24 protein-coding genes are annotated in these 24,550 nt (G+C 34.5%); 10 read left to right on the top strand and 14 right to left on the bottom strand.

Translation table 11 applies throughout. The features are described 5' to 3' along the window. Window positions 1-137: 137 nt before the first annotated feature. Window positions 138-2,132, bottom strand: a complete 1,995-nt coding sequence (locus AC0L5Q_RS19715; RefSeq protein ID WP_473613248.1) for a TonB-dependent receptor plug domain-containing protein — start codon at window positions 2,130-2,132, stop codon at window positions 138-140. Window positions 2,133-2,201: 69 nt separating this feature from the next. Between AC0L5Q_RS19715 and AC0L5Q_RS19710 the strand changes: the two genes are divergently transcribed. The 6 genes from AC0L5Q_RS19710 (at window position 2,202) to AC0L5Q_RS19685 (ending at window position 9,291) form a co-directional block, all read left to right on the top strand. Beyond that, the gene (locus tag AC0L5Q_RS19710) at window positions 2,202-2,591 is read left to right on the top strand and encodes a MerR family transcriptional regulator (RefSeq protein WP_473613247.1); all 390 of its coding nucleotides are present in this window, start codon (window positions 2,202-2,204) and stop codon (window positions 2,589-2,591) included. Between the two features lie 176 nt (window positions 2,592-2,767). Further along, a complete protein-coding gene (gene ettA, locus AC0L5Q_RS19705; RefSeq protein WP_473613246.1) occupies window positions 2,768-4,447 on the top strand; it encodes an energy-dependent translational throttle protein EttA in 1,680 nt (559 codons plus the stop codon). A 132-nt stretch (window positions 4,448-4,579) separates the two neighbouring features. Continuing rightward, complete coding sequence (locus AC0L5Q_RS19700; protein ID WP_473613245.1) at window positions 4,580-4,945, top strand: PilZ domain-containing protein; 366 nt, start codon at window positions 4,580-4,582, stop codon at window positions 4,943-4,945. A gap of 49 nt (window positions 4,946-4,994) precedes the next feature. Next, a complete protein-coding gene (locus AC0L5Q_RS19695; RefSeq protein WP_473613244.1) occupies window positions 4,995-5,492 on the top strand; it encodes a glycine cleavage system transcriptional repressor in 498 nt (165 codons plus the stop codon). 161 nt (window positions 5,493-5,653) lie between these two features. Continuing rightward, window positions 5,654-7,762 (top strand): polyphosphate kinase 1, encoded by a 2,109-nt coding sequence (gene ppk1 / locus AC0L5Q_RS19690; protein ID WP_473613243.1) that lies wholly within the window; start codon window positions 5,654-5,656, stop codon window positions 7,760-7,762. Between the two features lie 5 nt (window positions 7,763-7,767). Beyond that, window positions 7,768-9,291, top strand: coding sequence for a Ppx/GppA phosphatase family protein (locus AC0L5Q_RS19685; protein ID WP_473613242.1), 1,524 nt, complete (start codon window positions 7,768-7,770; stop codon window positions 9,289-9,291). Window positions 9,292-9,378: 87 nt separating this feature from the next. Here the strand turns inward: AC0L5Q_RS19685 and AC0L5Q_RS19680 are convergent, their stop codons facing one another. From AC0L5Q_RS19680 to AC0L5Q_RS19665, 4 genes are all read right to left on the bottom strand, one after another. Next, a complete protein-coding gene (locus AC0L5Q_RS19680) occupies window positions 9,379-10,344 on the bottom strand; it encodes a PstS family phosphate ABC transporter substrate-binding protein (protein WP_473613241.1) in 966 nt (321 codons plus the stop codon). A 266-nt stretch (window positions 10,345-10,610) separates the two neighbouring features. Further along, window positions 10,611-11,918 carry a phosphate regulon sensor histidine kinase PhoR gene (phoR, locus tag AC0L5Q_RS19675; RefSeq protein WP_473613240.1) on the bottom strand — a complete coding sequence of 436 codons (1,308 nt, stop codon included), beginning with the start codon at window positions 11,916-11,918 and terminating at the stop codon, window positions 10,611-10,613. A gap of 3 nt (window positions 11,919-11,921) precedes the next feature. Continuing rightward, on the bottom strand, window positions 11,922-12,617 hold the full coding sequence (phoB, locus tag AC0L5Q_RS19670) for a phosphate regulon transcriptional regulator PhoB (RefSeq protein ID WP_076418640.1): 696 nt from the start codon (window positions 12,615-12,617) through the stop codon (window positions 11,922-11,924). A gap of 293 nt (window positions 12,618-12,910) precedes the next feature. After that, window positions 12,911-13,837: a porin gene (locus tag AC0L5Q_RS19665; RefSeq protein ID WP_473613239.1), complete on the bottom strand. Its 927-nt coding sequence runs from the start codon at window positions 13,835-13,837 to the stop codon at window positions 12,911-12,913. 390 nt (window positions 13,838-14,227) lie between these two features. Here AC0L5Q_RS19665 and rdgC point away from each other — a divergent pair, with 390 nt between their 5' ends. Beyond that, window positions 14,228-15,148, top strand: coding sequence for a recombination-associated protein RdgC (gene rdgC / locus AC0L5Q_RS19660; protein WP_473613238.1), 921 nt, complete (start codon window positions 14,228-14,230; stop codon window positions 15,146-15,148). A 129-nt stretch (window positions 15,149-15,277) separates the two neighbouring features. Here rdgC and msrQ read toward each other — a convergent pair whose 3' ends face one another. From msrQ to AC0L5Q_RS19630, 6 genes are all read right to left on the bottom strand, one after another. After that, window positions 15,278-15,877 carry a protein-methionine-sulfoxide reductase heme-binding subunit MsrQ gene (gene msrQ / locus AC0L5Q_RS19655; protein WP_473613237.1) on the bottom strand — a complete coding sequence of 200 codons (600 nt, stop codon included), beginning with the start codon at window positions 15,875-15,877 and terminating at the stop codon, window positions 15,278-15,280. Then, window positions 15,877-16,890, bottom strand: a complete 1,014-nt coding sequence (gene msrP / locus AC0L5Q_RS19650) for a protein-methionine-sulfoxide reductase catalytic subunit MsrP (RefSeq protein WP_473613236.1) — start codon at window positions 16,888-16,890, stop codon at window positions 15,877-15,879. Before msrP ends, msrQ begins: the two co-directional genes overlap by 1 nt. 132 nt (window positions 16,891-17,022) lie before the next feature. Then, a complete protein-coding gene (locus AC0L5Q_RS19645) occupies window positions 17,023-17,379 on the bottom strand; it encodes a glutaredoxin family protein (RefSeq protein WP_473613235.1) in 357 nt (118 codons plus the stop codon). A 138-nt stretch (window positions 17,380-17,517) separates the two neighbouring features. Then, window positions 17,518-18,069: a DUF2058 domain-containing protein gene (locus AC0L5Q_RS19640; protein ID WP_473613234.1), complete on the bottom strand. Its 552-nt coding sequence runs from the start codon at window positions 18,067-18,069 to the stop codon at window positions 17,518-17,520. 91 nt (window positions 18,070-18,160) lie between these two features. After that, the gene (locus tag AC0L5Q_RS19635) at window positions 18,161-18,802 is read right to left on the bottom strand and encodes a nucleotidyltransferase family protein (protein ID WP_473613233.1); all 642 of its coding nucleotides are present in this window, start codon (window positions 18,800-18,802) and stop codon (window positions 18,161-18,163) included. Between the two features lie 71 nt (window positions 18,803-18,873). Continuing rightward, window positions 18,874-19,218, bottom strand: coding sequence for a hypothetical protein (locus AC0L5Q_RS19630; RefSeq protein ID WP_473613232.1), 345 nt, complete (start codon window positions 19,216-19,218; stop codon window positions 18,874-18,876). Window positions 19,219-19,666: 448 nt separating this feature from the next. On the opposite strand from AC0L5Q_RS19630, the gene AC0L5Q_RS19625 reads away from it, so the two are divergent. Together AC0L5Q_RS19625 and pheA are read left to right on the top strand one after the other, a co-directional pair. Continuing rightward, window positions 19,667-20,053, top strand: a complete 387-nt coding sequence (locus AC0L5Q_RS19625; protein WP_473613231.1) for an MAPEG family protein — start codon at window positions 19,667-19,669, stop codon at window positions 20,051-20,053. 261 nt (window positions 20,054-20,314) lie between these two features. Then, window positions 20,315-21,490 (top strand): prephenate dehydratase, encoded by a 1,176-nt coding sequence (gene pheA / locus AC0L5Q_RS19620; protein ID WP_473613230.1) that lies wholly within the window; start codon window positions 20,315-20,317, stop codon window positions 21,488-21,490. Window positions 21,491-21,593: 103 nt separating this feature from the next. Here the strand turns inward: pheA and AC0L5Q_RS19615 are convergent, their stop codons facing one another. Then, complete coding sequence (locus AC0L5Q_RS19615) at window positions 21,594-22,007, bottom strand: hypothetical protein (RefSeq protein WP_473613229.1); 414 nt, start codon at window positions 22,005-22,007, stop codon at window positions 21,594-21,596. A gap of 314 nt (window positions 22,008-22,321) precedes the next feature. On the opposite strand from AC0L5Q_RS19615, the gene AC0L5Q_RS19610 reads away from it, so the two are divergent. Further along, window positions 22,322-23,125: a peptidylprolyl isomerase gene (locus AC0L5Q_RS19610; protein WP_473613228.1), complete on the top strand. Its 804-nt coding sequence runs from the start codon at window positions 22,322-22,324 to the stop codon at window positions 23,123-23,125. 77 nt (window positions 23,126-23,202) lie between these two features. Here the strand turns inward: AC0L5Q_RS19610 and nudC are convergent, their stop codons facing one another. Further along, entirely contained in the window at window positions 23,203-24,165 is a 963-nt protein-coding gene (gene nudC, locus AC0L5Q_RS19605; RefSeq protein WP_473613227.1) for an NAD(+) diphosphatase, read from the bottom strand. Continuing rightward, on the bottom strand, window positions 24,158-24,499 hold the full coding sequence (locus AC0L5Q_RS19600) for a winged helix-turn-helix transcriptional regulator (RefSeq protein WP_473613226.1): 342 nt from the start codon (window positions 24,497-24,499) through the stop codon (window positions 24,158-24,160). Before AC0L5Q_RS19600 ends, nudC begins: the two co-directional genes overlap by 8 nt. Window positions 24,500-24,550 lie beyond the last annotated feature (51 nt).

Genomic DNA, 24,550 nt, shown 5'->3' with positions numbered 1-24,550 from the left:
TTATTGTTTAAACGGCGCTTAAATTGATAAAAGGCATTCCACCTAAAATAAAAAAAGCTACTATGACGGGTATAGTAGCTTTAAGTTTAAACGATAAATTTATAGGCTATACAGCCTTCAATATTTAATGATCATAGTTAGTCGCCAAATTTAATTCTAACACCAGCATTTGCAATAAATCCGTCATTACGAGACCATATATCTGTTGTCCATTGCCCTGTAGGTGCTCTAGAGGGTAATAATAATGGATGCTCATCTGTTTGCTTTACATCTAATAAGTTTTCTAAATTAATAAACCAACTTAAGCGGCCAAAGGTCATTTCTCCCATTAAACCTAAGTGCCAATATGGATCCGACTCATCAATATAAGGATTATCATTTAACCGTTGCGGCCCTGTATAATAAGCTTCGAATCCCGCTCTAAAGTTTCCATGTTGCTCCCACATTGCAACAAAACCAGCGGAATGTTGTGGTGTTAATGCAATTTGTCTTCTACCTTGTCCATTTGGAGATAACTCTGTCGCATCTAAGTATAAGTAGCTCGCAGTCAATTTGATGTCTTCCCAGTGGTAACGTAGCAAAACTTCTGAACCGCGAATTTTGCTTTCACCTTCGGTATTTAACAATCTTATACCGTCTAAAACATTATCGTTATTCGATGAAAAAGCTTCTAGTTTAGCCACGTTATCTACGTTTGAACCAAATAAGGTCAAGCTGGTTTCAATATTTTCAAAAGTATAGGTAAAATCAAGAGAAGCAGTTTCAGCTTGCTCTTCTTGTAAGTTTTTTATTTTTTCAAGCCTTGATAAACCAACAGCTTCAATTTCTTCAACAAAGGGTGTTGTAGCAAAATAACCACGCCCAAAAGAACCTCTTATGGTTAAATCTGAAGGGCGATATAACAGCGATATTCTGGGGCTAAACTGCGTGCCGTACTCACTGTGTTCATCTACACGAGCGCTGTAAGACGTAGTGAGTTTTTCACTCAGTTCATAATCTAATTGAGCGAATATCCCAGGGACTTCATAAGAATAATCAAACTCAGGAAAAGTATCAGAAGCGTAAATCTCAGATTGATAAGCTACACCAACAACCCAGTCACTTTTATCGCTATATCCTGCAAGGCTGGTTTCAAGTAGATAGCTTTCGTGTTGATCATCTTCAGTAATTTCACCGTAGCCATGAGTATGATCTTGCACCATAGCTGATGCTCGGGTGTTCAAAGTAAGAGAGTCTAAAACAGGCATATTAAAAACTAAACCACTATCTATACGTTGTGATTCCTGTAATTGTTGATAGAAGCTACCATCAGCAACGGTTCCACCGACTGAATTTCCGCCTACACGTTGCTCAGTCATAACTCCTACTGTTGCATAAAGGGTTTCACCAGCATCGCCTTCCCAAAAAAGTCGAGGTCGAGCGGTATATCTTTCATAATCGGCTAAATCAACCCAGCCATCATGATCAATGTCTTGCGCTTTTTGGTAGTGAGCGCCTGCGGTTAACGAACCTTTAAAAGAATCAGTCAATGGCGCTTCAATGTACGACGTAAGATCTTGTCCGTTACGCGTGGTTGCATTGAGAAGCATTTCACCTTTTAGTTCGTCGCTTGGTTTTCTGGATACAAGGTTAATGACTCCACCCAATGCTGAGCCACCATATAACGATGAAGCTGAACCTTTAATAATTTCAACACGACCTAAATCGGTAGGTGGTATTTGCATTAAACCAATAGAAGAAGCTTGATTACCATAAAGAGGTAAACCGTCTGCCAGCAATTGTGTATAACGACCATACAAACCCTGTAATCGAATATTGGCGCTACCCAAAGCAGGTGAAGTTGTTTGCATACGTACGCCACCAGTTTCAGCAACTAACATTGAAATATTACCCGGGCGCATAGCGGCTTTTTCTTCAATTTCTTCTCGATTAATAAGCTCTACGCGAATAGGTTGCTCATCTGCAATTCGGCCAGAACGTGTTGCTTGTACAATAATTTTTTCTACTTTATCGGCATGTTCGTGTTCATCTTGTTCGTGGTGCTCATCTTCCATTTCAATTCCGCTGGCATAACTCAGCGGTAGTAAGCTTAAAGTAAAAACAAGTATTGCGGGTGAAGCAGAGTTAAACATAAGTGGTATTTCTTACAAGGTATTATATGATATGCAAAGTTTAAAGGTTACAGCTACTGGAAGGTCAAGATGAAAATAAGTGAATTAGCAGATAAGGCACAAGTACCCGCCAAAACCATTCGCTATTATGAACAAATAGGTTTATTGGCAGCTCCAAAGCGAAAAGACAATGGTTATAGGCAGTACCAACAGAAAAATGTTGAAACACTCATATTTATTAGACGGTGCAGAGAGTTAAATATTGCTATTAGCGATATAAAACTCCTAATAGATGTACAACAAGATCCTAAAGCATCATGTGCTAGCGTAGATAAAATTATTGCGGATCAATTAGCCCGTATTCAACAAAGCCAAAGAGAGCTCGCCTTGCTAGAACAATCACTTGCTACCTTAGCTTCTTCTTGTAAAAATCATCACGTTGAAGATTGTTGTATTTTACACCAATTAAAATCTGTTTAATGACGTTAATTTTTCACAACACTTGCTTTATTTCAGTAACAAAGCTGTTGTCAAAATACAGCGAATCTTCTCCTTAATTTCATTCACAAAATTACTACAATCATATTTGCTTAATCTCCCTCGAATAACCTAAAATATAGGCCATATAATTTCATCTCTAAGCAAAAGGTTTTTCTATGGCTCAACCATTACCAGATAAATTTATCATGTCGATGAACCGCGTATCAAAAGTGGTTCCTCCTAAGCGTACTATTTTAAAAGATATTTCTTTATCGTTTTTCCCTGGCGCTAAAATTGGTGTTCTAGGTTTAAACGGTTCAGGTAAATCAACCCTACTCCGTATTATGGCTGGTGTAGATACTGAATTTGAAGGTGAAGCAAAAGCTTTAGCTGGCACTAATATTGGTTACTTACCGCAAGAACCGCAATTAGATGAAAGCAAAACCGTTCGAGAAGTTGTTGAAGAAGCCGTTTCTGAAGTAAAAAATGCAATCGCGCGTTTAGATCAAGTGTATAACGAATATGCTGAAGAAGGTGCTGACTTTGATGCTCTAGCAAAAGAGCAAGGTCAACTTGAAGATATTATTAACAGTCAAGACGGTCATAACATTGATAACGTTTTAGAACGCGCAGCTGATGCTTTACGTTTACCCGAGTGGGATCAAAAAATAGCGGTATTAAGTGGTGGTGAGCGTCGTCGTGTTGCTTTATGCCATTTATTATTACAAAAACCTGACATGTTGCTACTTGATGAACCAACCAACCATTTAGATGCTGAATCGGTTGCATGGTTAGAACGCTTCTTACACGACTACTCTGGTACCGTTGTAGCAATCACCCATGATAGATATTTCTTAGATAACGTTGCTGGTTGGATTTTAGAACTAGATAGAGGCTACGGTATCCCATGGGAAGGAAACTACTCTTCTTGGTTAGAACAAAAAGACGCACGTTTAGAGCAAGAAAGTAAAGCGGAAAGCGCGCTACAAAAAACCATTAAACAAGAGCTTGAATGGGTACGTTCAAATCCTAAAGCGCGCCAAACTAAAAGTAAGGCGCGTATGGCTGAGTTTGAAAAACTTAATAGTCAAGAATCTCAAAAACGTAATGAAACTAACGAGCTTTATATACCACCGGGGCCACGCCTAGGCGATAAAGTATTAGATGTTAAAAACTTAACTAAGTCGTTTGGCGACAGAGTATTGATTGATGATTTAAGCTTTAGTGTTCCTAAAGGGGCTATTGTGGGTATTATCGGTGCTAACGGCGCAGGTAAGTCAACATTATTTAAAATTCTGTCTGGCGCAGAAGAAGCCAACAGTGGTACAGCAGAGCTAGGCGAAACCGTTAAACTTGCTAGTGTTGATCAATTCAGAGACAACATGGGCGAAAACAATACAGTTTTCCAAGAAATCTCTGAAGGTACCGATATTATAGAAATAGGCACTTACCAAATTCCAGCAAGAGCTTACTGTAGTAGATTTAACTTTAAAGGTAACGACCAACAAAAGTTTATTAAAGACTTATCAGGCGGTGAACGTAACCGTGTACATTTAGCTAAACTGGTTAAAGTGGGTGGTAACTTATTACTACTTGATGAACCAACCAACGATTTAGATGTTGAAACTTTACGTGCTTTAGAAGAAGCTATTTTAGAGTTTCCAGGTTGTGTTATGGTTATTTCGCATGACCGTTGGTTCTTAGATAGAATTGCTACGCATATTCTTGATTACCGTGATGAAGGCCAAGTTAATTTCTTCGAAGGTAACTTTACTGAATACGACGAATGGTTGAAGAAAACGCTTGGCTCTGCTGCGTTAGAACCTCATAGAATTAAATACAAAAAAATAGGTTAATATCCATATAAAACAAAGCACATATCACGCGTGATGTGCTTTGTTATTTCCCATTTAAGTTTCCATTTTTGTTTCAAAGTTAGTTCAAACCAACTATGCTAAAGTGATAAATAACTTAAATTGAGTGCAGTTATGGAAAATAGACGAATTTTTACACGGGTATTATTTTCAATTGATGCTAGGTTGACAGTAAACAACATAGACTACCCTGTGAGCCTTCACGACATTTCAATGTCAGGTGCATTAATAAAATGCAGCGTAGACAAACCCGATTTAGCTGATCAAACAGGCATATTGCATTTTTCACTCGATGGTGAAGATTCGAAAGTATCAATGAATGTCACTATTGTGCACGAACACGACTCGGAAATAAGGTTACATTGTAACTCTATTGATCTCGACAGTATTTCTATATTACGTAGACTTATAGAATTGAATCTTGGTGATAGCGAACAACTCAACAAAGAGCTTTCACAACTTAGCTATTCACACGAATAATAATAAAAACCTCCATACTTATAAACGCCTTGAAGCAGAAGGAAACAACATGCAAAACATCATTATTTCTTTTATTAGTTTAGACCGCCCAGGATTAGTAGACGCCATATCGAACGTTGTTCGCCAACATAACGGCAACTGGAAAAGTAGTAGTTTGCACCATATGTCAGGCTTTTTTTCTGGTTCAATTGAAATTGCAGTAGCAGTAGATAAAAGTGCCCAGTTAGTTGACGCACTCAAAGAAATTGACGGTTTAGAAAGTATTATAAAAATTGCTGACAACGCACAAAATGTAAAACAGCCTAGTATTATTCTTGAACTAACTGCAAACGATCGTGAAGGCATTATACAAGAAGTTTCTTCGGTTATTCATAAGCAAGGTGGCAACTTACTTAAAGTCGTTAGTAAAACAGAAATTGCCGCTCATAGTGGTCAAGAATTATTTAAAGCAAAAGTAACTGTTGCTGTAGATGACCAACAAATAGATGAATTAATTGATGCCATTGAATGCTTAGCTGACGACCTGATTGTTGATGTATCTCGTTAATTGATGGGTAACAACTGTACCGTCATAAAAATCGTAATAAATCAGTAACAAGAAGTCCATATACTAACCTTTTATTATTGACGAATTATGCAAATCAGACTAATTTGTTGTTCTGTTAACAACAAATTAGTCTGTTTGATATTACGATAAAGACGAGCAGTATGACGACATATTTTGACAAAGAATTAAGTTGGTTATCTTTTAACGAAAGAGTATTACAAGAAGCCGCTGACGAAACCGTTCCTATCGTTGATAGAATAAGATTTTTAGGTATATATTCTGCTAACTTAGATGAGTTTTTTAGAGTACGTGTTGCCAATATTCGCCGCAGTGCAATTTTAGAATCAGCACAAGAAAATTCAACCAATGAATGGACTACCTTACATACTAATATTATAGAAAAGGTGAATGAATTAACTCGCCGCTTTAAATTTGTAGCCGATACTATTTTTGATGAAATAAAAAAGAAACGTATCAACATTATTTTTAATGATCCAACCAATAGAACCTTTAAAAATAAACTCTCTTCTGTTCAAAAAGAATGGCTAGCTGAATATTTTGACAACCGAATTATTCGTCATATAACGCCTATTATTATTAATAACAAAACACAGTTATCTTCATGTATTGATGACGATGCCATTTACTTTCTTGTTTCACTTAATAAAGATGAAAATAATCAATTTTGTTTGGTAGAAATCCCTCGTTACGATATTGAACGCTTTATTATTTTACCAACCTCATCACCCAATCAAGAAAGCCAAATAGTACTATTAGACGATGTGGTACTGTTTTTTATCGATAAGCTTTTTCATGGTGTATTTGACTACGACTCAATCGATGCTTACTCAATGAAATTGACGCGAGATGCTGAATATAACCTAACGGATGAATTAGACGAAAGCCTACTCGATCAAATGTCCAAAGGTATTAAGCAACGTTTAAAAGCTGACTTAGTTCGACTTGTACACGATGAAAAAATGCCGCAATACATGCTACTTTTTCTTCGTAAATCGTTAAAAATAAGAGAATTAGACAATCTTGTTCCTGGTGTTCGTTATCGCCACTTTAAAGACTTTATCAAATTTCCAAACTTAGGTGATAAATACTTAGTTAAAGAAAAACTTAAAGCATTAGATGCTCAACGATTTGCTCAATACCCTTCGGTATTTGAAGCTATAACACAAAACGACATATTACTTTACTACCCTTATCATAGGTTTAGACACTTCACTGAATTTGTTCGCCAAGCCTCTTACGATCCTTTGGTTAAAGAAATTAAAATTAATATTTATCGTGTAGCTAAAAACTCAAGAATTATTCAATCACTTATTGAAGCGGTTAAAAACGGTAAAAGAGTTACGGTTGTGGTAGAACTAAAAGCGCGTTTTGATGAAGAAGCCAATATTGAATGGGCTAAATTAATGAAAGACGCTGGAATAAACGTAGAATTTGGTATTGAAACCCTAAAAATACATTCAAAGCTTTGCATTATTATACGTAATGAAAATGACAAATTAGTTAAATATGCCCATATTGGCACAGGTAATTTTCACGAAAGTAACGCTAGGGTATACACAGATTTTGCTTTATTTACTAAACATAAAGAAATTTGCCAAGAAGTAGATAATGTATTTTCGTTTATTTCTCACAGTTATAAACGCTTTCGATTTAATCACTTAATTGTATCGCCATTAACATCAAGAAGACGCCTAAATCAATTTATTGAAAACGAAATACAAGCAGCTAAAAGTAATAAAAAGGCTGAAATCACCCTAAAACTTAATAACCTTGTTGATGAAAGTTTAATTAATAAACTTTACGCAGCCAGTGAAGCTGGCGTAAAAATAAGGCTAGTGATCAGAGGCATGTGTTCACTAGTACCCGGCATAAAAGACTTAAGTAGCAATATTAAAGTCATTTCTATTGTTGATTCGTACCTAGAACACCCACGCGTTATGATTTTTCATAACCAAGGAGATAAATTAGTCTTTATAACCTCAGGCGACTGGATGGAACGTAATATAGATCACCGTGTTGAGGTTGGCTGCCCTATTTACGATGAATCATTAAAACAACGTATTATTCATACCATTGATTTACACTTTAAAGATAATGTTAAAGCTCGTGTCATAGATAAAACAAACAGTAATAAATATGTAACAAACAATAGTAAAACCAAAGTTAGATCACAAATGGCGATTTATGATTATTTAGTTGCAGAAGAAAATAAAGATACTATGATGATAGAAAATTTGAAACTAACGTAAACTCTATGAATAACTCTGAACCTGCTTTAAACAATGGTGCTGACAACTACTTAGCAGCATTAGATATTGGTTCGAATAGCTTTCACTTTGTTCTTGCTCGCAGTATTAATAATCATATACAAATACTGCACACCGAAAAATACCAAGCTAAACTCGCAGATGGCCTTTCTGAAGATAAAACATTATCTTCAGAAGCTATTTCGCGAGGTGTAAATATTTTAGCGAACCTTGCTGCCACTACAGAACATTTAACCAAAGAAAACTTTCGAGCCGTTGCAACTTTTACCTTACGTGAAGCTAAAAACACGGAAGAATTTTTAAAAGAAGCAGCCAAAGTATTCCCTTTCGATATAGAAATTATTTCGGGGCATGAAGAAGCTCGCCTCATTTATCAAGCCGTGAATAATTTAACTCACTCTAAAAACACCCGTTTAGTGATCGATATTGGTGGTGGAAGTACAGAATGTATAATAGGCACAGGCAACCATATTCACGCCTTAGCCAGTTTAACTATGGGTTGTGTTAGCTTTACTCAACAGTTTTTTGCTGAGGGTTCAATTTCTGAAATAGCGTTTAAAAAAGCCATTAAAGGGGCAAAACGCGAAATAGACTCTATTGTAAAACGTTTTAAAAAATCGCCTTGGCAAGAAGTTATAGGTACTTCAGGCACACTAAAATCTATTTATAAAGTTGTTAACCATGGAGAGCATATTGATAAACCCGTTACGCTGAAAAAATTACACGACTTTAAAAAAGACTTAATTCAATGTGAGCACATAAAAAACATCAACATTAGTGGCTTAAAAGAAAATAGAGTACCCGTAATTTGTGCAGGCGTAGCTATTACTATAGCGCTAATGGAAACATTACAAATTAAAGAGTTTAGCCATTGCCAATATGCACTTAGAGAAGGTGTTTTGTTTGAACAACTCGACAATACAGCCAACGAAACAAACAATATACGCAGCCGTACTATTACAAGTTTAATGGAAAGATTTAGTATTGATGAAAACTACACCAATACAGTAAACGAACAAGCTGTTGCAATATTCAACCAAGTACAACCCAGTTGGAAAATGAATAAAAGCACCTATAAAGAGCTTTTAAAAGCAGCAATACAACTGCATGAAATTGGACTCGACATAAATCCTTCTGGCTACCATAAACACGGCGCATATATTCTTTCTTATGCTGATTTGCCGGGATTCAATCAGGAACAACAACAAGCATTAGCATGGTTAGTGGGTAATCAACGAAAAAAAATAACACCTATTAATCATTTTCAGTGGTATTTACTTGAACCTAAAAAACTAGAAAAAATATGTGTGATCATCCGCTTAAGTATTTTACTGACTCAGCAACGCCACATTAACGATACCTATACCTTAGTTGTTGAAGCAGATGACGATATATTAACGCTATCACTTGATAATGATTGGTTGATTGATCACCCTATTGTAGATAACGAATTATTTTATGAGATTGATCTACTCAAACCCTTAGGTATTGAGCTTTTAATCAAGTCTTAATTTACTTCTCATATTTACTTATCATAATGTAGAAAACAAAAAAGCCTGACACTGTCAGGCTTTTCAATTTAAAAATGATTAAGTTAACTAGTGAGTTAAACCTAACTTTTTAAACTCTTTATCTACAACGCTTCTAGGTAATGGAATATAACCATCTTTTTCTACAATAGTTTGACCTGATTTAGATAAAACCATTTTCAAGAATTCAGCTTCCATAGGTGCTAAAGGCTTATTAGGATGTTTGTTCACGTAAACATATAGAAAGCGTGATAATGGATACTTTTTAGAAACCGCATTTTCCATATTTGCTTCTACGAAATTATCACCTTTTTTAGAAAGAGGTAATGCACGTACACCAGAAGTTTTATAACCAATACCTGAGTAACCAATACCGTTTAAAGATGCCGATACTGACTGTACTACAGATGCTGAACCCGGTTGCTCATTTACTGTGTTTTTGAAATCACCTTTACAAAGGGCTTTCTTTTTAAAGTAACCGTATGTTCCAGATACCGAGTTACGACCGTATAGTTGAACATCTTTACCAGACCAGTCACCCGTTAAGCCTAAGTCACCCCAACGATCAACATTTTTATCTGCACCACATTTTCTGTTGTTAGAAAAAATAGCATCAACTTGGTCAATACGTAGACCTTTAATTGGATTGTCTTTATGAACAAATACCGCTAACGCATCAATAGCTACACGAACAGCTGTTGGCTTGTAACCATACCGTTTTTCAAATGCTTCTATTTCTCTAGACTTCATCTTACGACTCATTGGCCCTAAGTTTGAAGTAGCTTCAGTTAATGCTGGTGGAGCTGTAGAAGAACCCGCAGCTTGTATTTGAACATTTACATTTGGGTAAGTACGTTTAAATTCTTCAGCCCAAAAAGTCATCATATTGGCTAAAGTATCTGAACCTACTGATGATAGGTTGCCTGAAACACCACTTACTTTTTTGTATTCTGGTAATGTATTATCAACTGCTAAAGTTGAAAAACTTACTAAGCTTGTAAAACTTAAAATGCTTAAAGCACGTTTAAAACCCATGTCACTCTCCGACGAATGTTGTTATATATAATTGATTGCGGTGTAGTATATAAACGCAATGTAAAAATTATAGGGCGCTTATGTGACAGTTAAATGACAATTGAAATAAAAAAGAAACAAATTAGAAATAAAAAGGAAATATAGTTGAAATAAGAAAGGATTACAGGGATGAATAATTATCACATAAATCTATTAGAGCGTGTTGATGGCCCCTATTACGAAGTATTAGAACCACCAATATATTGATTAATATGTTGGCTAAAAATTTAGTTAGTTAACGAAACCATACTTTTAGCATCAAAATAAATGATAAATTCACTTCCCTTATCTAACTCACTATTAATACTTAACTCTGCATGGTGATGATTTAATACATGCTTAACAATAGCTAGCCCTAAACCAGAACCACCAGTATCACGAGATCTTGATTTATCTACACGATAAAAACGCTCGGTTAGTCGGTTGATATGTTGTTTACTAATGCCTGGCCCGTCATCTTTCACACTGTACATCATTCTATTACCCGATTTTTTCCAAGTAATATGAATATTTCCATTGGGTGCCGTGTAACCTATAGCGTTAGACAATAAATTAGAAAATGCACTTTTCAATTCTGTATCAAATCCTAATAAGCCAAATGAGCTATCTATTTCGGTAGTTATAGTGTGTTTTTTATCTTGATTTAACCATTGTGAATCTTCAACTAAGTCTTCTATTAACTCAGGCACGTTAACTAAATGTTGATCATGGTTATCAACATTAATTTCTGTTCGAGATAAAACTAACAGTTGCTCAACCAATCGGTCCATACGTGAAACTTGTGATTCAATGGTCGCGAAAGTTTTTTTCCAATGAGGATTAAAAGTTTCTTCTTCCATTTGGATCATTTCAACATAGCCTCTAACTACCGTTAAAGGTGTTTTTAGCTCATGCGAAACATTAGCAACAAAGTCTCTGCGCATTTCTTCTAAGCGGCGAATTTTACTCACATCACGCGCTATAAAAAGTAAATGTTCAGTTCCATAAGCCATAAATCGAAGTTCTAAATGAATTTCATGATTAACGGGAGAAACAATGTGGCAAGGAGTATCCCAATTATGCGCATCGAGGTATTTTGAAAATTCAGGAAAGCGAATTAAATTATCGATACGCTGGCCAACATCGCCAGAAGTGCGTACACCTAATAATTTTTGTGCTTTTTTATTGCCCCATTGAATAATAAAGTCTTTAGATAACACTAAAGCGGCATCAGGTAATGCCTCGGCTCCGTCTCTAAACTGACGAAGTTTATCATTCAATTTTTTTTGTTTTTGACGATGTCTTTTTATTTGTCGATATAATCCATTATAAATATCACCCCAAACACCATCCGCTTGCGGAGGCGAAATGGCCTTACTCTGCCATATCCAATTAATAAATTCGTACAAATGACGGTAGTGCCAAGCAATAACAGTAAGACTACATAATGCTAAAGCGGCCCAAACACTACCTAGTAAATATCCGAGTAAAACACTTAATGAAAGCCAAGTACCTAGTCGTAAAAATAAAGTACGAATAATTAATTTAAAATGCATAGTTTAAGACGATAATTTTCCAGAAAAACGATAGCCAGAACCACGAACTGTTTGAATAAAATTTTCATGACCTTGTCCGGTGATTGCTTTACGTAATCGCCTGATATGAACATCTACTGTTCTATCTTCAACATACACGTTAGTTCCCCAAACATTATCGAGTAACTGTTCACGACTATAAACGCGTTCGGTATGTGTCATAAAAAAATGTAATAAACGAAATTCGGTTGGACCTAAGTCTAAATTGCTATCATGAATAGAAACACGATGAGAAACAGGATCTAATTTCATACCATGAAACTCAATCTCTTCTTCTAAAGACGTGGGAGATACTCTTCTGATAACCGCTTTTATACGAGCAATAAGCTCTTTAGGCGAAAAAGGTTTAGTTACATAGTCATCGACCCCGGCTTCAAAGCCTTTAACTTTATCTTCTTCGTCACCCCTAGCAGTTAACATAATAATAGGGATATTACGTGTGTATTCGTTTTGCTTAAGTGATTTTGCTAGTTTAACCCCTGTGCCACCTGGCAACATCCAATCTAATAAAATAAGATCAGGATAAGGCTCAACAACTTTTTTTGTGGCTTGTTCAAAGTCTTCAGCTTCAACTACATTAAATCCGTTTTGCTCTAAAACAAATGTAATCATATCTCTGATCGGCGTTTCGTCTTCGACAACTAAAATACGTCTGCTCATAAAATTCCTGCTATGTTTCAAAAAGCGGTCAATATAACCATGTTAAATTTACCTCTTAATTAAAAACGTAAAAGAAGTAACAATATTCATACCCGTTACCATTCAAGATGCTTATTACAGATTTTTCATCTGGAATAACAACTGGTATATATGTTCATTGTGCTAAATTTAAGTGACACTTTTATGACAAAGCGAGAGATTAAGTGAATAATATCAAGAACAACTTTAGTTCACTATCTTTTAATCATAAAAAAGCCGCATTGAATGCGGCTTTTATCAGGCTATACCAATAACTAAAAGTTATATTCAATACCTACCGCTAAATATTCTTTATCCACTTGGCTGTCTAAATCAAAATTGGTGTAAAAAGCAAACAGCTTAGTACTTTTAGCTAAAGCATAGTCAACACCTAGAGTAATGCCTGATAGATCATCACCGTCTTTAAAATTAGCAGTTTGTACTTGCCCTTTATACGTTAATTTATTTACAGAATACTTAGCCGATACCATTAAACCATCCATTTCAGCAGTACCATCAATTCTTTCTTGTGTTTGAAGCATTGCACCTAAAGTAATACCTGAAACTTTACTTTGCACAGTTGCTCTAACTACGTCATATCCATTAACTTCCGAATCCATTGCAACAGAGGCAAAAAGTTTAGATTTTTTAAGCTTAGAATCACCATATGATACTGATAAAGAGTAAGCATTGTCAGCTTCAACACTGTCTTCAGCGATATAAGTAACACCTACTTGAACATCAGAAAATTTAGGTGATTTATATGTAACCGTGTCAGCCATACGGTTTTCACCTTTCCATAAAGTTTTAATATCACCATTTAAATCACTAAAAAGGTCAACCTTGCCTTGCGACTGTTTTAAAACCGTATCGTTTTTACCTAATAACACTTCACCAAAGGCACCGCGTAATCCTATGTATTGATTACGATCGGTAATGCTATCTCCTTTAGCACTATCACCGTCAAGGTCTACTTGAAATTCAGCTTTGTAAACAACTTCAAGCCCTTCTTCTAATTCATGAGTACCTTTAACACCAATACGTGACGCATTGCTTTTCACTTCAGTAAAAGAGCCTTTGCCATCATCTGAAGACTGAACCGTAACGTTAGCTTTCCCGTAAATAGTAACGTCTGCAGCATATGTAGTTATTGATAACGAAGATAAAACAGCAATGGCAAGTATATTATGTGTAAGTTTCATGTTGTGCCTTAAATTGTTTGAAAGTGTATTATTTAATGGTGCATATTTTGCCGTTAATTTATGACAAATTTATTACAATGCGACAAAAACTTTAAAGTTTTATTACATTATCATTAAAAATATATTTCTTTTTAGTTTCTTTTTTATGACTAAACAAAGAAAAACCTGTTTTATATTTAAGCCGTTTATCATTTTTGTTATTTCTTTATTGTGCTTAGTTTTTTCTTCTTTTTATCGCTAATTTTCAATTTAACCATAGTCGTTAAAAAATAAAATGACAAATAAGTGAATCTTAAAAGGACTTTTCAATGAATAACCCAATCAATTAAGCTATTATTACCCACTTTCTTCACTCAACATCCCTATAAATATGGGGCAGGATTATTATCAATGTGGTTTAAGAACCTTTATTTTTTTGCTTTCACGCGCCCTTTTGAATGGTCTGAACAAGATATAGAAAAACAACTTTCTGAGCACTTATTCACGCCTTGTGCTTCTACAGAACAATCTCATTTTGGTTGGGTAAACGCATTAGGTAAGCACGGTAGTACAATTGTGCATGGCGTAAACAATAATTTTTTATTATGCGCTAGAAAAGAAGAAAAAATTCTTCCAGCTCCGGTTATTAAAGATCAACTAGAAGCTAAAATAGCGTTGCATGAACAAGAACATTCGCGTTCAGCAACTAAAAAAGAAAAAGAACAATTTAAAGAAGACATTATTTTTGAATTGTTACCACGTGCTTTTTCACGTGTAACCGATACACATGCCTATGTAAGCCCTGAACATAACATTATTGTTATTAACACCGGTTCAAGAGGTAAAGCAGAAGATTTCCTTGCTTTATTACGTAAAGCGCTTGGCACATTACCTGTTACTTCAGTATCACCTGAAAAAGCACCTGATGAAGTAATGACAGATTGGGTAGCAGGTACTGAACTTGGCGACAACTTTAATTTAGGTATGGAAGCTGAATTTAATGCGCTTGGTGATGACGGTGCTGTAGTGCGCGTTAAAAATCAAGATCTAGCAAGCGATGAAATAAAAGCGCATTTAGATGCCGACAAATACGTAGTGAAAGTTGCTCTTGAATGGGATGACGCTATTTCGTTTATTTTATGTGATGATTTAGCCATTAAACGCTTAAAGTTTTTTGATGTACTACAAGAGCAAAACGATGATATTGATAGCGACGATATTATTGCTAAGTTAGATGCTGATTTCTCATTAATGGCTGGAGAAATAAATCGCTTAATTGATGATTTATTAAAAGAGTTTTCGGTAAAAACAACCGATTACTTAGAAAGCTAAAAACTTATAATTACCTTAATGGTAAAGTTAGTTAACAAATAATAAAAACCGATATTATACCAATTACATTATAATATCGGTTTTTTATCTTGTTTTTAATGTGCTGGTATTACCCATTTAAAAAGAACACTACAACCACCGACGAAATTTGTCGCGACGTAAATAAAGTAACAAAATAAGCACGGCGATATACATTAACGGGCTGGTTAGCTCAGACTTAACCGACCAATAAAAATGAGTCACGATAAGTATCCCAGCTAAATAAGTTAAGTTATGTAGTTTTTGCCACCCCTTCCCCATTTTGCGGCGTATAGTGCTTATTGAAGTTATAGCTAGTGCACTTAAAATTAATAAAGCTACCATTCCTATAGTGATATAAGGCCTATCAAATATCTCATCAATAAATAAACTAAAATCGAATTGTACTTCAAAAAATAAAAAGTTTAATACGTGTAATACCGCATAAAAAAAGGCATATAAACCAATCACTCTACGCAAGTTAATCAGTTTCCCTTGTTTTAAAAATTTAGCTAATGGAGAGATTGTTAACGACAATAAAAATAAGTTAAGTGCTCCAATTCCAGTAAAGTGAATAACTTCTTTTACAGGATCTGCGCCTAACTCATCTATAAACGCCAGCCAATATAAGTTGATTAAAGGTAATAATGAAAAAACATGTACAAAGGTTTTAAGCAACCAAATAGGCGGAAAATATTTTTTAATCTGCATCAATAATATTTCCGTAAATCCATATTTTCATACATATCAGCAACTTCTTCGCCGTAGCCATTAAAAGGTAAAGTATCGATTCTATTTCGAGAAAATAGCCCTCCAGATGTTATCTTACGTTCACTTGCTTGGCTCCAGCGAGGATGATCAACTGCAGGGTTTACATTCGCGTAAAAGCCATACTCGCTAGGTGCTAATATATTCCATGTTGTAGGTGGCATTTTTTCTACTAATTTAATACCTACAATCGATTTAATACTTTTGAAACCATATTTCCAAGGCACAACTAATCTTATAGGTGCGCCATTTTGAGCAGGTAATGTTTTTCCATATAAACCTACGCTCATTAATGTAAGAGGATTCATTGCTTCGTCAATACGTAAACCCTCAACATAAGGATAATCGATACCACCACCAACTCTTCGGCTTCTTTGTCCTGGCATTTGCTCAGGATCATGTAAGGTTTCAAAGGCTACATACTTTGCTTTTGAGGTTGGATCGGCTTGTTTAATTATTTTAGATAATGAAAAACCTAACCAAGGTATAACCATAGACCATGTTTCAACACAACGTAAACGGTAAATACGTTCTTCAATGGCATACTTATTAAATAGATCATCGTAATCTAAAGTAAACGGTTTATTCACTTCACCTGATATTTTTAGCGTCCAAGGATTTACTTTAAACGCTTGAGCGTTGTTTATAGGATCTGATTTTTTAGTACCAAATTCATAAAAATTGTTATGGCTAATCACTTTAGTTTCTGGCGTAAGCACTTCACCTTTCATGGCATTTTTAGCGGGTGAATACTTTATCGCTTTTGTTTTAAATACTTCCGCTTCTTCATCAGAAGAAAACAGATCAAAACCTTTAGCATTAGCTGAACTTGCTAACAAAGTACCGGCTCCTAAAAAGCCCATTTTTTTTAACAAACTTCGTCTATCAGTATAAACATTCTCGTCTGTAACACTATTTTCTGTTAAAGCTGATTTAGCCGGAGTTTTAATAAGCATGCGGTACTCACTCTCTTAAAGGGAACTAGATTCTAAAATTAATAGGTTGTTAAATGATAAGACCGTATTAAGCATGATTCATTTCATACTTAATACAGTAAATAGAATTGAGAGTTAAAACTTACTGAAGAATTAAGCAATTTTTCCTAAGTAATTAATAATGTCTTTCGATTCATACAACCAAGTAACAGCTTCACCCGGTTTAGCTATTTTTAAACAAGGAACCGTTCTTTTTCCACCTTCGTTTACTAGTTCGTTAAGGTATGTTTCATCTTTAATATTACAAATATCAATTTGTAAACCTTGACGTTTTATTGCTCTGCGTACTTTGACACAAAACGGACAAGCAGGTAATTGATATAAACTTAAATGTTGTGTTTGGGCATTAATTTCATTTTGTGCATTTGCATCTCGTTTAGGCGAACTAGGTGAAAAAATAAAATTCAAACCTAAAATAATGCGACCTAAAATCCATCTGATAATAAACATATTGACTCTTTTTATATAATTAATTTTAACGTAGTTAAAGTTAGCGTAGTTAAGGTTAGTTCAACTAAAGGACCGAACATAAAGTAAATTACATTCAATAATAATTCCTCATAGCATTCAAGGTATGAGGTTATATCATTACCACATTAAGTCGTCTGGAATTTGGAATTCAGCGTATGGATCATCTTCTACTACATCATTAGTTTCAACTTTATCGTTTTGAACCAAAATAATAGAACTATCTAATGTCGCTATTTTCTCTGCTGTTTCTGAGGTAACAACGTAGGTTTTTTCGTCTAAGCCACAAATGGCTAAACGTCCATTAACAAGCGCTCTATGGGTAATAGCATCAACCAATAACTTTTTAACTTTACTGTTAAAGGTATAGTTGTATTCGGTTTCACCATCAATTCTTGTCAATTTATGATGCTGTAATATTTGAAGAATTCTTAAGTGTGTTTCTTTTTGAGCAAGTTGCTTGTTTTTCTCAGCATTAAGCTCAGCATCTTTTTTCGCTTTCTCTTCTTTGCTTTTTGCTAAATCTTGTTTTACTTTTTCTTGCAAGCTCAGGTCGTGTTTAACACCACTTCTTTTTTGCTTATTTTTTTTGCGCTGATCGCTATTAGCTTGACGTGCTTTTTGTTTAGTAGTTAAGCCTGCTTTTAACAATTGATCTTGTAACGACGCCATAAACTATTTGTCCTAATTGGGGTCACGAATAAAAATGCTATTTTAGCAGTTTTGCTGATTTATTAAAGAAACAAAACTAAAGATAGTAGAATTATTCAGGGTAAACATATCTCAGTTTTGATAAATCGTTGGCCGTATCTAAATCAATAAAAGCTTCGGGTAAATCAACGTGTATGACTTGCTCTATCTCTTTCATCATTAATGCTTTTGCACCTTTATCTCCCTTTAAAGCCAATAATTGAGAAAAATAAGCTTTCGGAAAAATAGTGGGAGGACCAATTCGATTATCTAATTGAGTATGAGGTTGTATGTTTTTGTTAAGCGGTAATTTGTTATTACGAGAGCAAGATGAAGTTACTATATTACATTGATTATCTAATGACGTATCAATAAGTGGAATAAGTAATGATTTATTAATTTGCCATTGATCAACTAAAACAATCATCACACGTTCAATTGTTTCAGGTAAACACTTTATTGCAGAACTGATAGAAGAAGACATACCTTGTTGCCAATGAGGATTAGTAACAAGTTTTACCGGTAACGGCACTAACAACGGTTTAAATAAGTTAGTCTCGTATCCTAAAACACAATATACATGTTTTGTTATAGATAAGGATATTTTGCATTGCCTAACGAGTAAACTTTCACCGTTTATTTCAACTAACTGTTTTGGGTGACCTAATCTTGAAGACTTTCCTGCAGCCAAAATTATTACAGCAAAATCATCCATTAAAGCACCCAAAAAAGTAAGTCGCCAGCATCAACTTAACATGCTGATTTAGCAGGAATAAATAACTTTGATTAAGTCACTAATCTCATTGGTACATCTACAGAAGTAGACTTGTTGTCTAACGTTTCAACTTTTACGTCTTTCGTTACCGACTCACCATTATGGTATCTATGATATGAAAAACCTTCTAACCCCATTTTTTTACAAAATTTATGAAAAGTTAAAAAATCTTCTTTACTGAACTCTTGTTCGTCTTTAGTTAATAAACCGTCTACATACATTGTGTCGCCATTTAAATTACAATTGGCAATAGCTGAATAAGGTTTACCATATTCATCTACACGTAATGCTCTAACCGTTTTAACTTCAAAGACCCATTCACCTACTTGTATGTAACGAGCGCTTTCTTGTGACATTTTATGTACCATTAATTGAGTCAATCTAGCTTTACTGCCGTTGACTTACAAACCTATCTATATATCAACCATGATAAATAGTCATGTAAAGTGGTAGCTATTGAATTATGAAGTGTTAACTTCTTCAATTACACATACTTGTGAATTAGATTTATATTACTAATACTCATCAAACTTAGTTAATGAGTAACAAATACAAACTTATACTGCTTAACACCAATCATTATAAATCAATGCTAAATAACCTAAACGATAACCAACTCTTCACATTATCTTAACAAATAAAGCGACTAATACAAACGCCTATATTTAAGAATTCATGAAAGATTAATTGATTAAGTTTTTATAATGAATATAACCAGTAGGAGAATAATAAATATTCAATTAAGCATATACAAAATTTTAGTGTAAAGTTATATATCGAACATTTATAAATCAAGGAGTTAGAATGACTTTACTTATTTGGGTTTTATTTATTGCGGTATTATTGCCTTTTGTGGCTAAAATCCCTGTAGTTATAGCAATGCATCAATTAGGAAAGTACGATAACCAACATCCAAGAAGCCAACAAGAAAACTTGACAGGATTAGGTGCCAGAGCCTTAGCTGCTCATCAAAATGCATTTGAGTCATTAATTATATTTTGTCCTGCAATATTAATTGCCGTAGCAACTAATCATACAGGCGATCTTATTCAACAAATAGCAATCACTTACCTTATTGCTAGAGTGGTATATAACCTATTATATTTACTTAATTTCAGCACATTACGCTCGTTTGTTTGGGCAATTAGTTTATTTTGCCCTGTGTATATTATTTGGTTATGTATTCCCTAATAAACACAAATTATAGATCTTGTTAAATTCATCTAAATAAACGGTTGAATAAATTACCTTACATGGCTACGATATGACGATGAACCTTATTCAATCTTTTTATTTTTTACGATTTATACTTTTTCCTTTCTTTAATTGAAGATGAGGGGATTTTTGTTTTGTAAAAAAACAATAATAACCTCCTAGTTGGAGGTTTTTTTATATGTAAAATAAAAATATTGATGTTAATGATTTCTCATTTGATTTTATAGGAAAAATGCGGTGAACGAAGATCTAGATCTTGACAAAATTCGTGAAAAAATTACTAAGCTTGACCAACAGTTACTAGAACTTTTTGCTCAAAGACGTTCTCTTACATTGAATGTAGCTAAAAGCAAAGCACACCAAATAAGACCAGTACGCGATCAACAACGTGAACAAGCACTACTGATTAGGCTAATAACTGAAGGTAAAAAATTAGGTTTAGATGCCCACTATGTTACGAGTGTTTTTCATACGATAATTGAGGACTCCGTATTAAATCAGCAAGCCTATTTACAAACACTTGCTAATCCAAATATTCAGGTTCCGACAGTAAGTGTTGCTTTTTTAGGTGACAAAGGTTCTTACAGTTATTTAGCTAGCCATCGATATTTTTCTCGACGAGCTGAAAAAATCATTGAATCAGGTTGCCAAAGCTTTGCTGAAATAATGCAACGAGTTGAATCAGGCCAAGTAGACTACGGCATGTTACCGATTGAAAACACAAGTTCAGGTAGTATTAACCAAGTATACGATGTGTTACAGCATACTAACCTGTCGATTGTAGGTGAAATAACTCAACCTATAGAGCATTGTTTACTTACTGCTGTAAACACCAAGCTTAGCGATATCAAAACAATTTACGCACACGGCCAGCCTTTTGCTCAGTGCAGTAACTTTTTAGATAAACAAAAGAACATCCGTATTGAGTATTGCGAAAGTACAGCAGAAGCGATGGCTAAAGCATATGAATTACAAGACAAAACAGTTGCAGTTATTGGTAGTGAAGAAGGTGGTCAGCTATACAAACTACATGCGTTAGAAAAGTCTATTGCTAATCAAGCAGAGAACCACAGTAGGTTTATTCTTGTTGCGCGTAAACCTGTAGATGTTGCTGAACAAATTCCAGCTAAAACAGCTATTGTTTTGGCCACCAGCCAAAAACCAGGTGCCTTAGTAGAATGCTTAATCGTATTAAAAGAAAAAGGCATTAACATGTGTAAATTAGAATCTCGCCCTATTCAAGGTAGACCTTGGGAAGAGATGTTCTATTTAGACGTAGAAGCTAATTTAAAGAACTTAGCCTTACAAGAAGCTATTGCTGAAATAACTCAGCACACTAACTTTATTAAAGTGTTAGGTTGCTACCCTATTGAGCACATTAGCCCAACAAGTGTACCAAGTAGCTCTCTTTAAAAATATAATCAGTATGTATACCCGTTATCATTCAATATGCAGGTTTCAGTGGGAACTAAAATACGTATCTTGAGCAGTAACGGATATAAATAAAAACGCCGACTTATAAGTCGGCGTTTTTATTATTTTCTCGGTTAATGTTTAAAAATCTAAATACTATGGCAGTAAGTAGCAATATAGTTAATGCTGGTATAGCGGCTGAAAGCATAGAAGCTAGCATGAATTGAGATGTAAATAAGGTTAAAAAAACAAAAGTAACACTGGGAAGAATTAACCAAAAGGGATGTTCACTGGTACATACATTAAAAACCCAACTCATAATAAAAATAATAATAAATGTTACTCCCACTGAAGTAACAGCAGTAACCGTTAAAGCGTAATAATCAATAACAAAATCTGGGTACTGATGAAAAAACTCTAATACCGCGGCATTCTTACCAAAACTAATTAACCAGACAAAAGATGCAGCAATTAAACAGCCAAAAATAAACGACCAAAGCTTTTTATTAACATTCATAATTTTACTAACTCTATTATTTTTATTATTCATTAAATATATATAATAAGTGTATTTTTTAATCAAGATATTTATAGATGCATATATTTTTATTAAAAAGAGTTGTAAATGAAGGAACATTACGAAAAACAAAAGTTCATCAACAATAATTACAAAAAATCACATTATTTTATTTATATTAATATCAAAAAGTTAGCTTTATTTCCTCACTCATTATCAATAAACAGTAAATATTGCCTGTTGTTGTTTTAATTCATAATCTTTACTATCCAACTCACTATATTAAAAACAATTCCAATAATTATGAGGTACTTATGATAAATAAGTTAAAATGCAATTATATTGCATCTATTTTTAGTCTTACCGCAGTATTTTCCTGTTTCACAAGTAATGCGACTATTGTTGAATTTCAAACATCACAAGGGAATATTCAAGTTAACTTATTTGACGAAGATACCCCAAAAACAGTGGAAAATTTTTTAGCCTATGTAAATGATGGCGCGTATACCGACAGCATTATCCATAGAAGTGTTTCTAACTTCATATTTCAGGGTGGCGGCTATACTTTTAATGGTGCCGAATTAGAAACTATCCCTCAAAATGCTGCTGTGATTAACGAACCTGTTTTTTCTAATGTAAAGGGCACAATAGCTATGGCAAAGCTAGGAGGTGATCCTAACAGTGCGACAAATCAATGGTTTTTTAATTTAACAGATAACAGTGCAAACTTAGATCTTCAAAATGATGGATTTACTGTTTTTGGCCAAGTGGTAGCAGGTGATATTGCAGTAATGGAAGCAATAGGTAATATTCCAACTTGCAATGCTAGTGCTACCTTTACCGACATCCCTCTCGTAAATTTTAATTGTGTCGCCGGTGCAGTTCCTGCTGCTGAAAACTTTATTACTATATATCAAATTGTTATTGTTGATTCGTCTTCGGCAACAGCTCAAGATTTAACACCAGTAAAAAATACGTTAATTACTCCAGAAGAACCTACAACTCCTGAAGAACCTACAACGCCTTCAGATGATAGCAGTGGCGGTTCTATGTTTTGGGGATTAATCGCCTTATTGAGTACATTAGTATTTAGAACTAAATTAACTAGATCCCATTAATATGACGACTTAAATGATTAAGGTTGGAATTATTTAACATGTATACTTCCAACCTTCTCTTTTCAATAAATCTCTGTCTAATTATTTTCTACCCATGCATTAATTAGAAAGCGAGAGATAGACTCTTTTCGAGGTAATTTGTAATTATCCCCCTCATCTCCCCATTCATCAAATGTTCGTATTTCATCAGCAGTAAACCACTGTGCGTCACGAATTTCTTCATCGTCAATTTGAATAAAAGAATCATTGGTTGTTGCATAAAAGCCAAGCATTAAGCTGCTAGGAAAGGGCCACGGCTGCGAAGTGATATATTTGACAGTAGAAACGTTAACGCCAGCCTCTTCTTTCACTTCACGTATAACGGCTTGCTCTATTGTTTCAGCCGGATCAACAAAGCCAGCGAGTGTGGAAACCACTTTATCGGGTATTCTGTGATGTTCAGCTAATAAACACTGTGCAGGCCCGTTATCAGGCTTATATTCAACCAACATAATCACAACGGGATCGGTTCTTGGGAATACTTCTTTACCACACTCGGCATTTATACAAATCAATGAATGTCCAGCATTTTGGGGCTTAGTAAAATTCCCACAACATCCACAAAATTGATTAGATCTATGCCAATAAGTTAGCCAATTAGCATATCCCAAAATTGAAGCTTGTTTGCTAGACACGATAGCTAATGAGGATCTTAAATCAATTAATTCAATGGTCTCATTACAAATTTCAGTTACGCTATCCCTCTCCATAAAAGATATATCAATTACAAAAATCGGTGATGTATTATCCATACCTAAAAAAATAAAAGGGCTCTCTTTATCTTGTCCATCTGGTTTTTCAAGCAATATATGAGATTTACGATTACGATCAAATATGAATAAAGTAGTATTATTAAACAAAAACTGCCCTTTCCAAATAGGTATTATTTGGCATTCTTGATGTTTTAATTGTTCTAATAACCACTCATAACTCTTACGTTTAGAGGAAGCTCGATCTAAAAACATCTCAGTAAATGAAAAGTTGGGAGTTAATCTATTCATTCAAATCATCCTTTAACGATTGACTCCAGTTAACAGACCAGCTTCCTAAAGGCTGAATTAGGGTAAAAAGTTCATTCCCTAAATGAGTGAGACAATAACCATTTAAACCTTTTTCAACAATCGAGGTTTCTCTTAATTCACTAATACGTTTATTTAAAAGAGTTGGCGAGATATTTTCGCACCTTTCTTGCAACTGTCTAAAGGTACATGAAGATTTTTGTAAATTCCAAATAATACCAAGCGCCCACGTTCGACCTAATAAATCTAATAACGCCATAATAGGTTTACCCGTTTTAGAGCCCCTTACTGGCTCCCCTGGTAACGGAAATGACATGTTGTTTTATCTCTTAATGAATAATATAAAAACTATATCCGATCATATTAC

This window comes from Pseudocolwellia sp. G5-9 (assembly GCF_055808995.1).
The sequence above is the reverse complement of the archived record's forward strand: the minus strand, read 5'-3'. Positions and strand labels throughout refer to the sequence as shown.

What these genes read in the sequence shown, in the direction of transcription:
- AC0L5Q_RS19645 (WP_473613235.1), bottom strand. Translation starts at nt 17,379, where the DNA reads ATGTTTATTATCAGATGGATTTTAGGTCGCATTATTTTAGGTTTGAAT.
- msrP (WP_473613236.1), bottom strand. Translation starts at nt 16,890, where the DNA reads ATGCTTATTAAAACTCCGGCTAAATCAGCTTTAACAGAAAATAGTGTT.
- AC0L5Q_RS19700 (WP_473613245.1), top strand. Translation starts at nt 4,580, where the DNA reads ATGGAAAATAGACGAATTTTTACACGGGTATTATTTTCAATTGATGCT.
- AC0L5Q_RS19600 (WP_473613226.1), bottom strand. Translation starts at nt 24,499, where the DNA reads ATGTCATTTCCGTTACCAGGGGAGCCAGTAAGGGGCTCTAAAACGGGT.
- AC0L5Q_RS19685 (WP_473613242.1), top strand. Translation starts at nt 7,768, where the DNA reads ATGAATAACTCTGAACCTGCTTTAAACAATGGTGCTGACAACTACTTA.
- AC0L5Q_RS19680 (WP_473613241.1), bottom strand. Translation starts at nt 10,344, where the DNA reads ATGGGTTTTAAACGTGCTTTAAGCATTTTAAGTTTTACAAGCTTAGTA.
- AC0L5Q_RS19695 (WP_473613244.1), top strand. Translation starts at nt 4,995, where the DNA reads ATGCAAAACATCATTATTTCTTTTATTAGTTTAGACCGCCCAGGATTA.
- phoB (WP_076418640.1), bottom strand. Translation starts at nt 12,617, where the DNA reads ATGAGCAGACGTATTTTAGTTGTCGAAGACGAAACGCCGATCAGAGAT.
- AC0L5Q_RS19615 (WP_473613229.1), bottom strand. Translation starts at nt 22,007, where the DNA reads ATGAATGTTAATAAAAAGCTTTGGTCGTTTATTTTTGGCTGTTTAATT.
- phoR (WP_473613240.1), bottom strand. Translation starts at nt 11,918, where the DNA reads ATGCATTTTAAATTAATTATTCGTACTTTATTTTTACGACTAGGTACT.
- AC0L5Q_RS19625 (WP_473613231.1), top strand. Translation starts at nt 19,667, where the DNA reads ATGACTTTACTTATTTGGGTTTTATTTATTGCGGTATTATTGCCTTTT.
- msrQ (WP_473613237.1), bottom strand. Translation starts at nt 15,877, where the DNA reads ATGCAGATTAAAAAATATTTTCCGCCTATTTGGTTGCTTAAAACCTTT.
- AC0L5Q_RS19635 (WP_473613233.1), bottom strand. Translation starts at nt 18,802, where the DNA reads ATGGATGATTTTGCTGTAATAATTTTGGCTGCAGGAAAGTCTTCAAGA.
- AC0L5Q_RS19710 (WP_473613247.1), top strand. Translation starts at nt 2,202, where the DNA reads ATGAAAATAAGTGAATTAGCAGATAAGGCACAAGTACCCGCCAAAACC.
- AC0L5Q_RS19610 (WP_473613228.1), top strand. Translation starts at nt 22,322, where the DNA reads ATGATAAATAAGTTAAAATGCAATTATATTGCATCTATTTTTAGTCTT.
- ppk1 (WP_473613243.1), top strand. Translation starts at nt 5,654, where the DNA reads ATGACGACATATTTTGACAAAGAATTAAGTTGGTTATCTTTTAACGAA.
- ettA (WP_473613246.1), top strand. Translation starts at nt 2,768, where the DNA reads ATGGCTCAACCATTACCAGATAAATTTATCATGTCGATGAACCGCGTA.
- AC0L5Q_RS19640 (WP_473613234.1), bottom strand. Translation starts at nt 18,069, where the DNA reads ATGGCGTCGTTACAAGATCAATTGTTAAAAGCAGGCTTAACTACTAAA.
- nudC (WP_473613227.1), bottom strand. Translation starts at nt 24,165, where the DNA reads ATGAATAGATTAACTCCCAACTTTTCATTTACTGAGATGTTTTTAGAT.
- AC0L5Q_RS19665 (WP_473613239.1), bottom strand. Translation starts at nt 13,837, where the DNA reads ATGAAACTTACACATAATATACTTGCCATTGCTGTTTTATCTTCGTTA.
- rdgC (WP_473613238.1), top strand. Translation starts at nt 14,228, where the DNA reads ATGTGGTTTAAGAACCTTTATTTTTTTGCTTTCACGCGCCCTTTTGAA.
- AC0L5Q_RS19715 (WP_473613248.1), bottom strand. Translation starts at nt 2,132, where the DNA reads ATGTTTAACTCTGCTTCACCCGCAATACTTGTTTTTACTTTAAGCTTA.
- AC0L5Q_RS19630 (WP_473613232.1), bottom strand. Translation starts at nt 19,218, where the DNA reads ATGTCACAAGAAAGCGCTCGTTACATACAAGTAGGTGAATGGGTCTTT.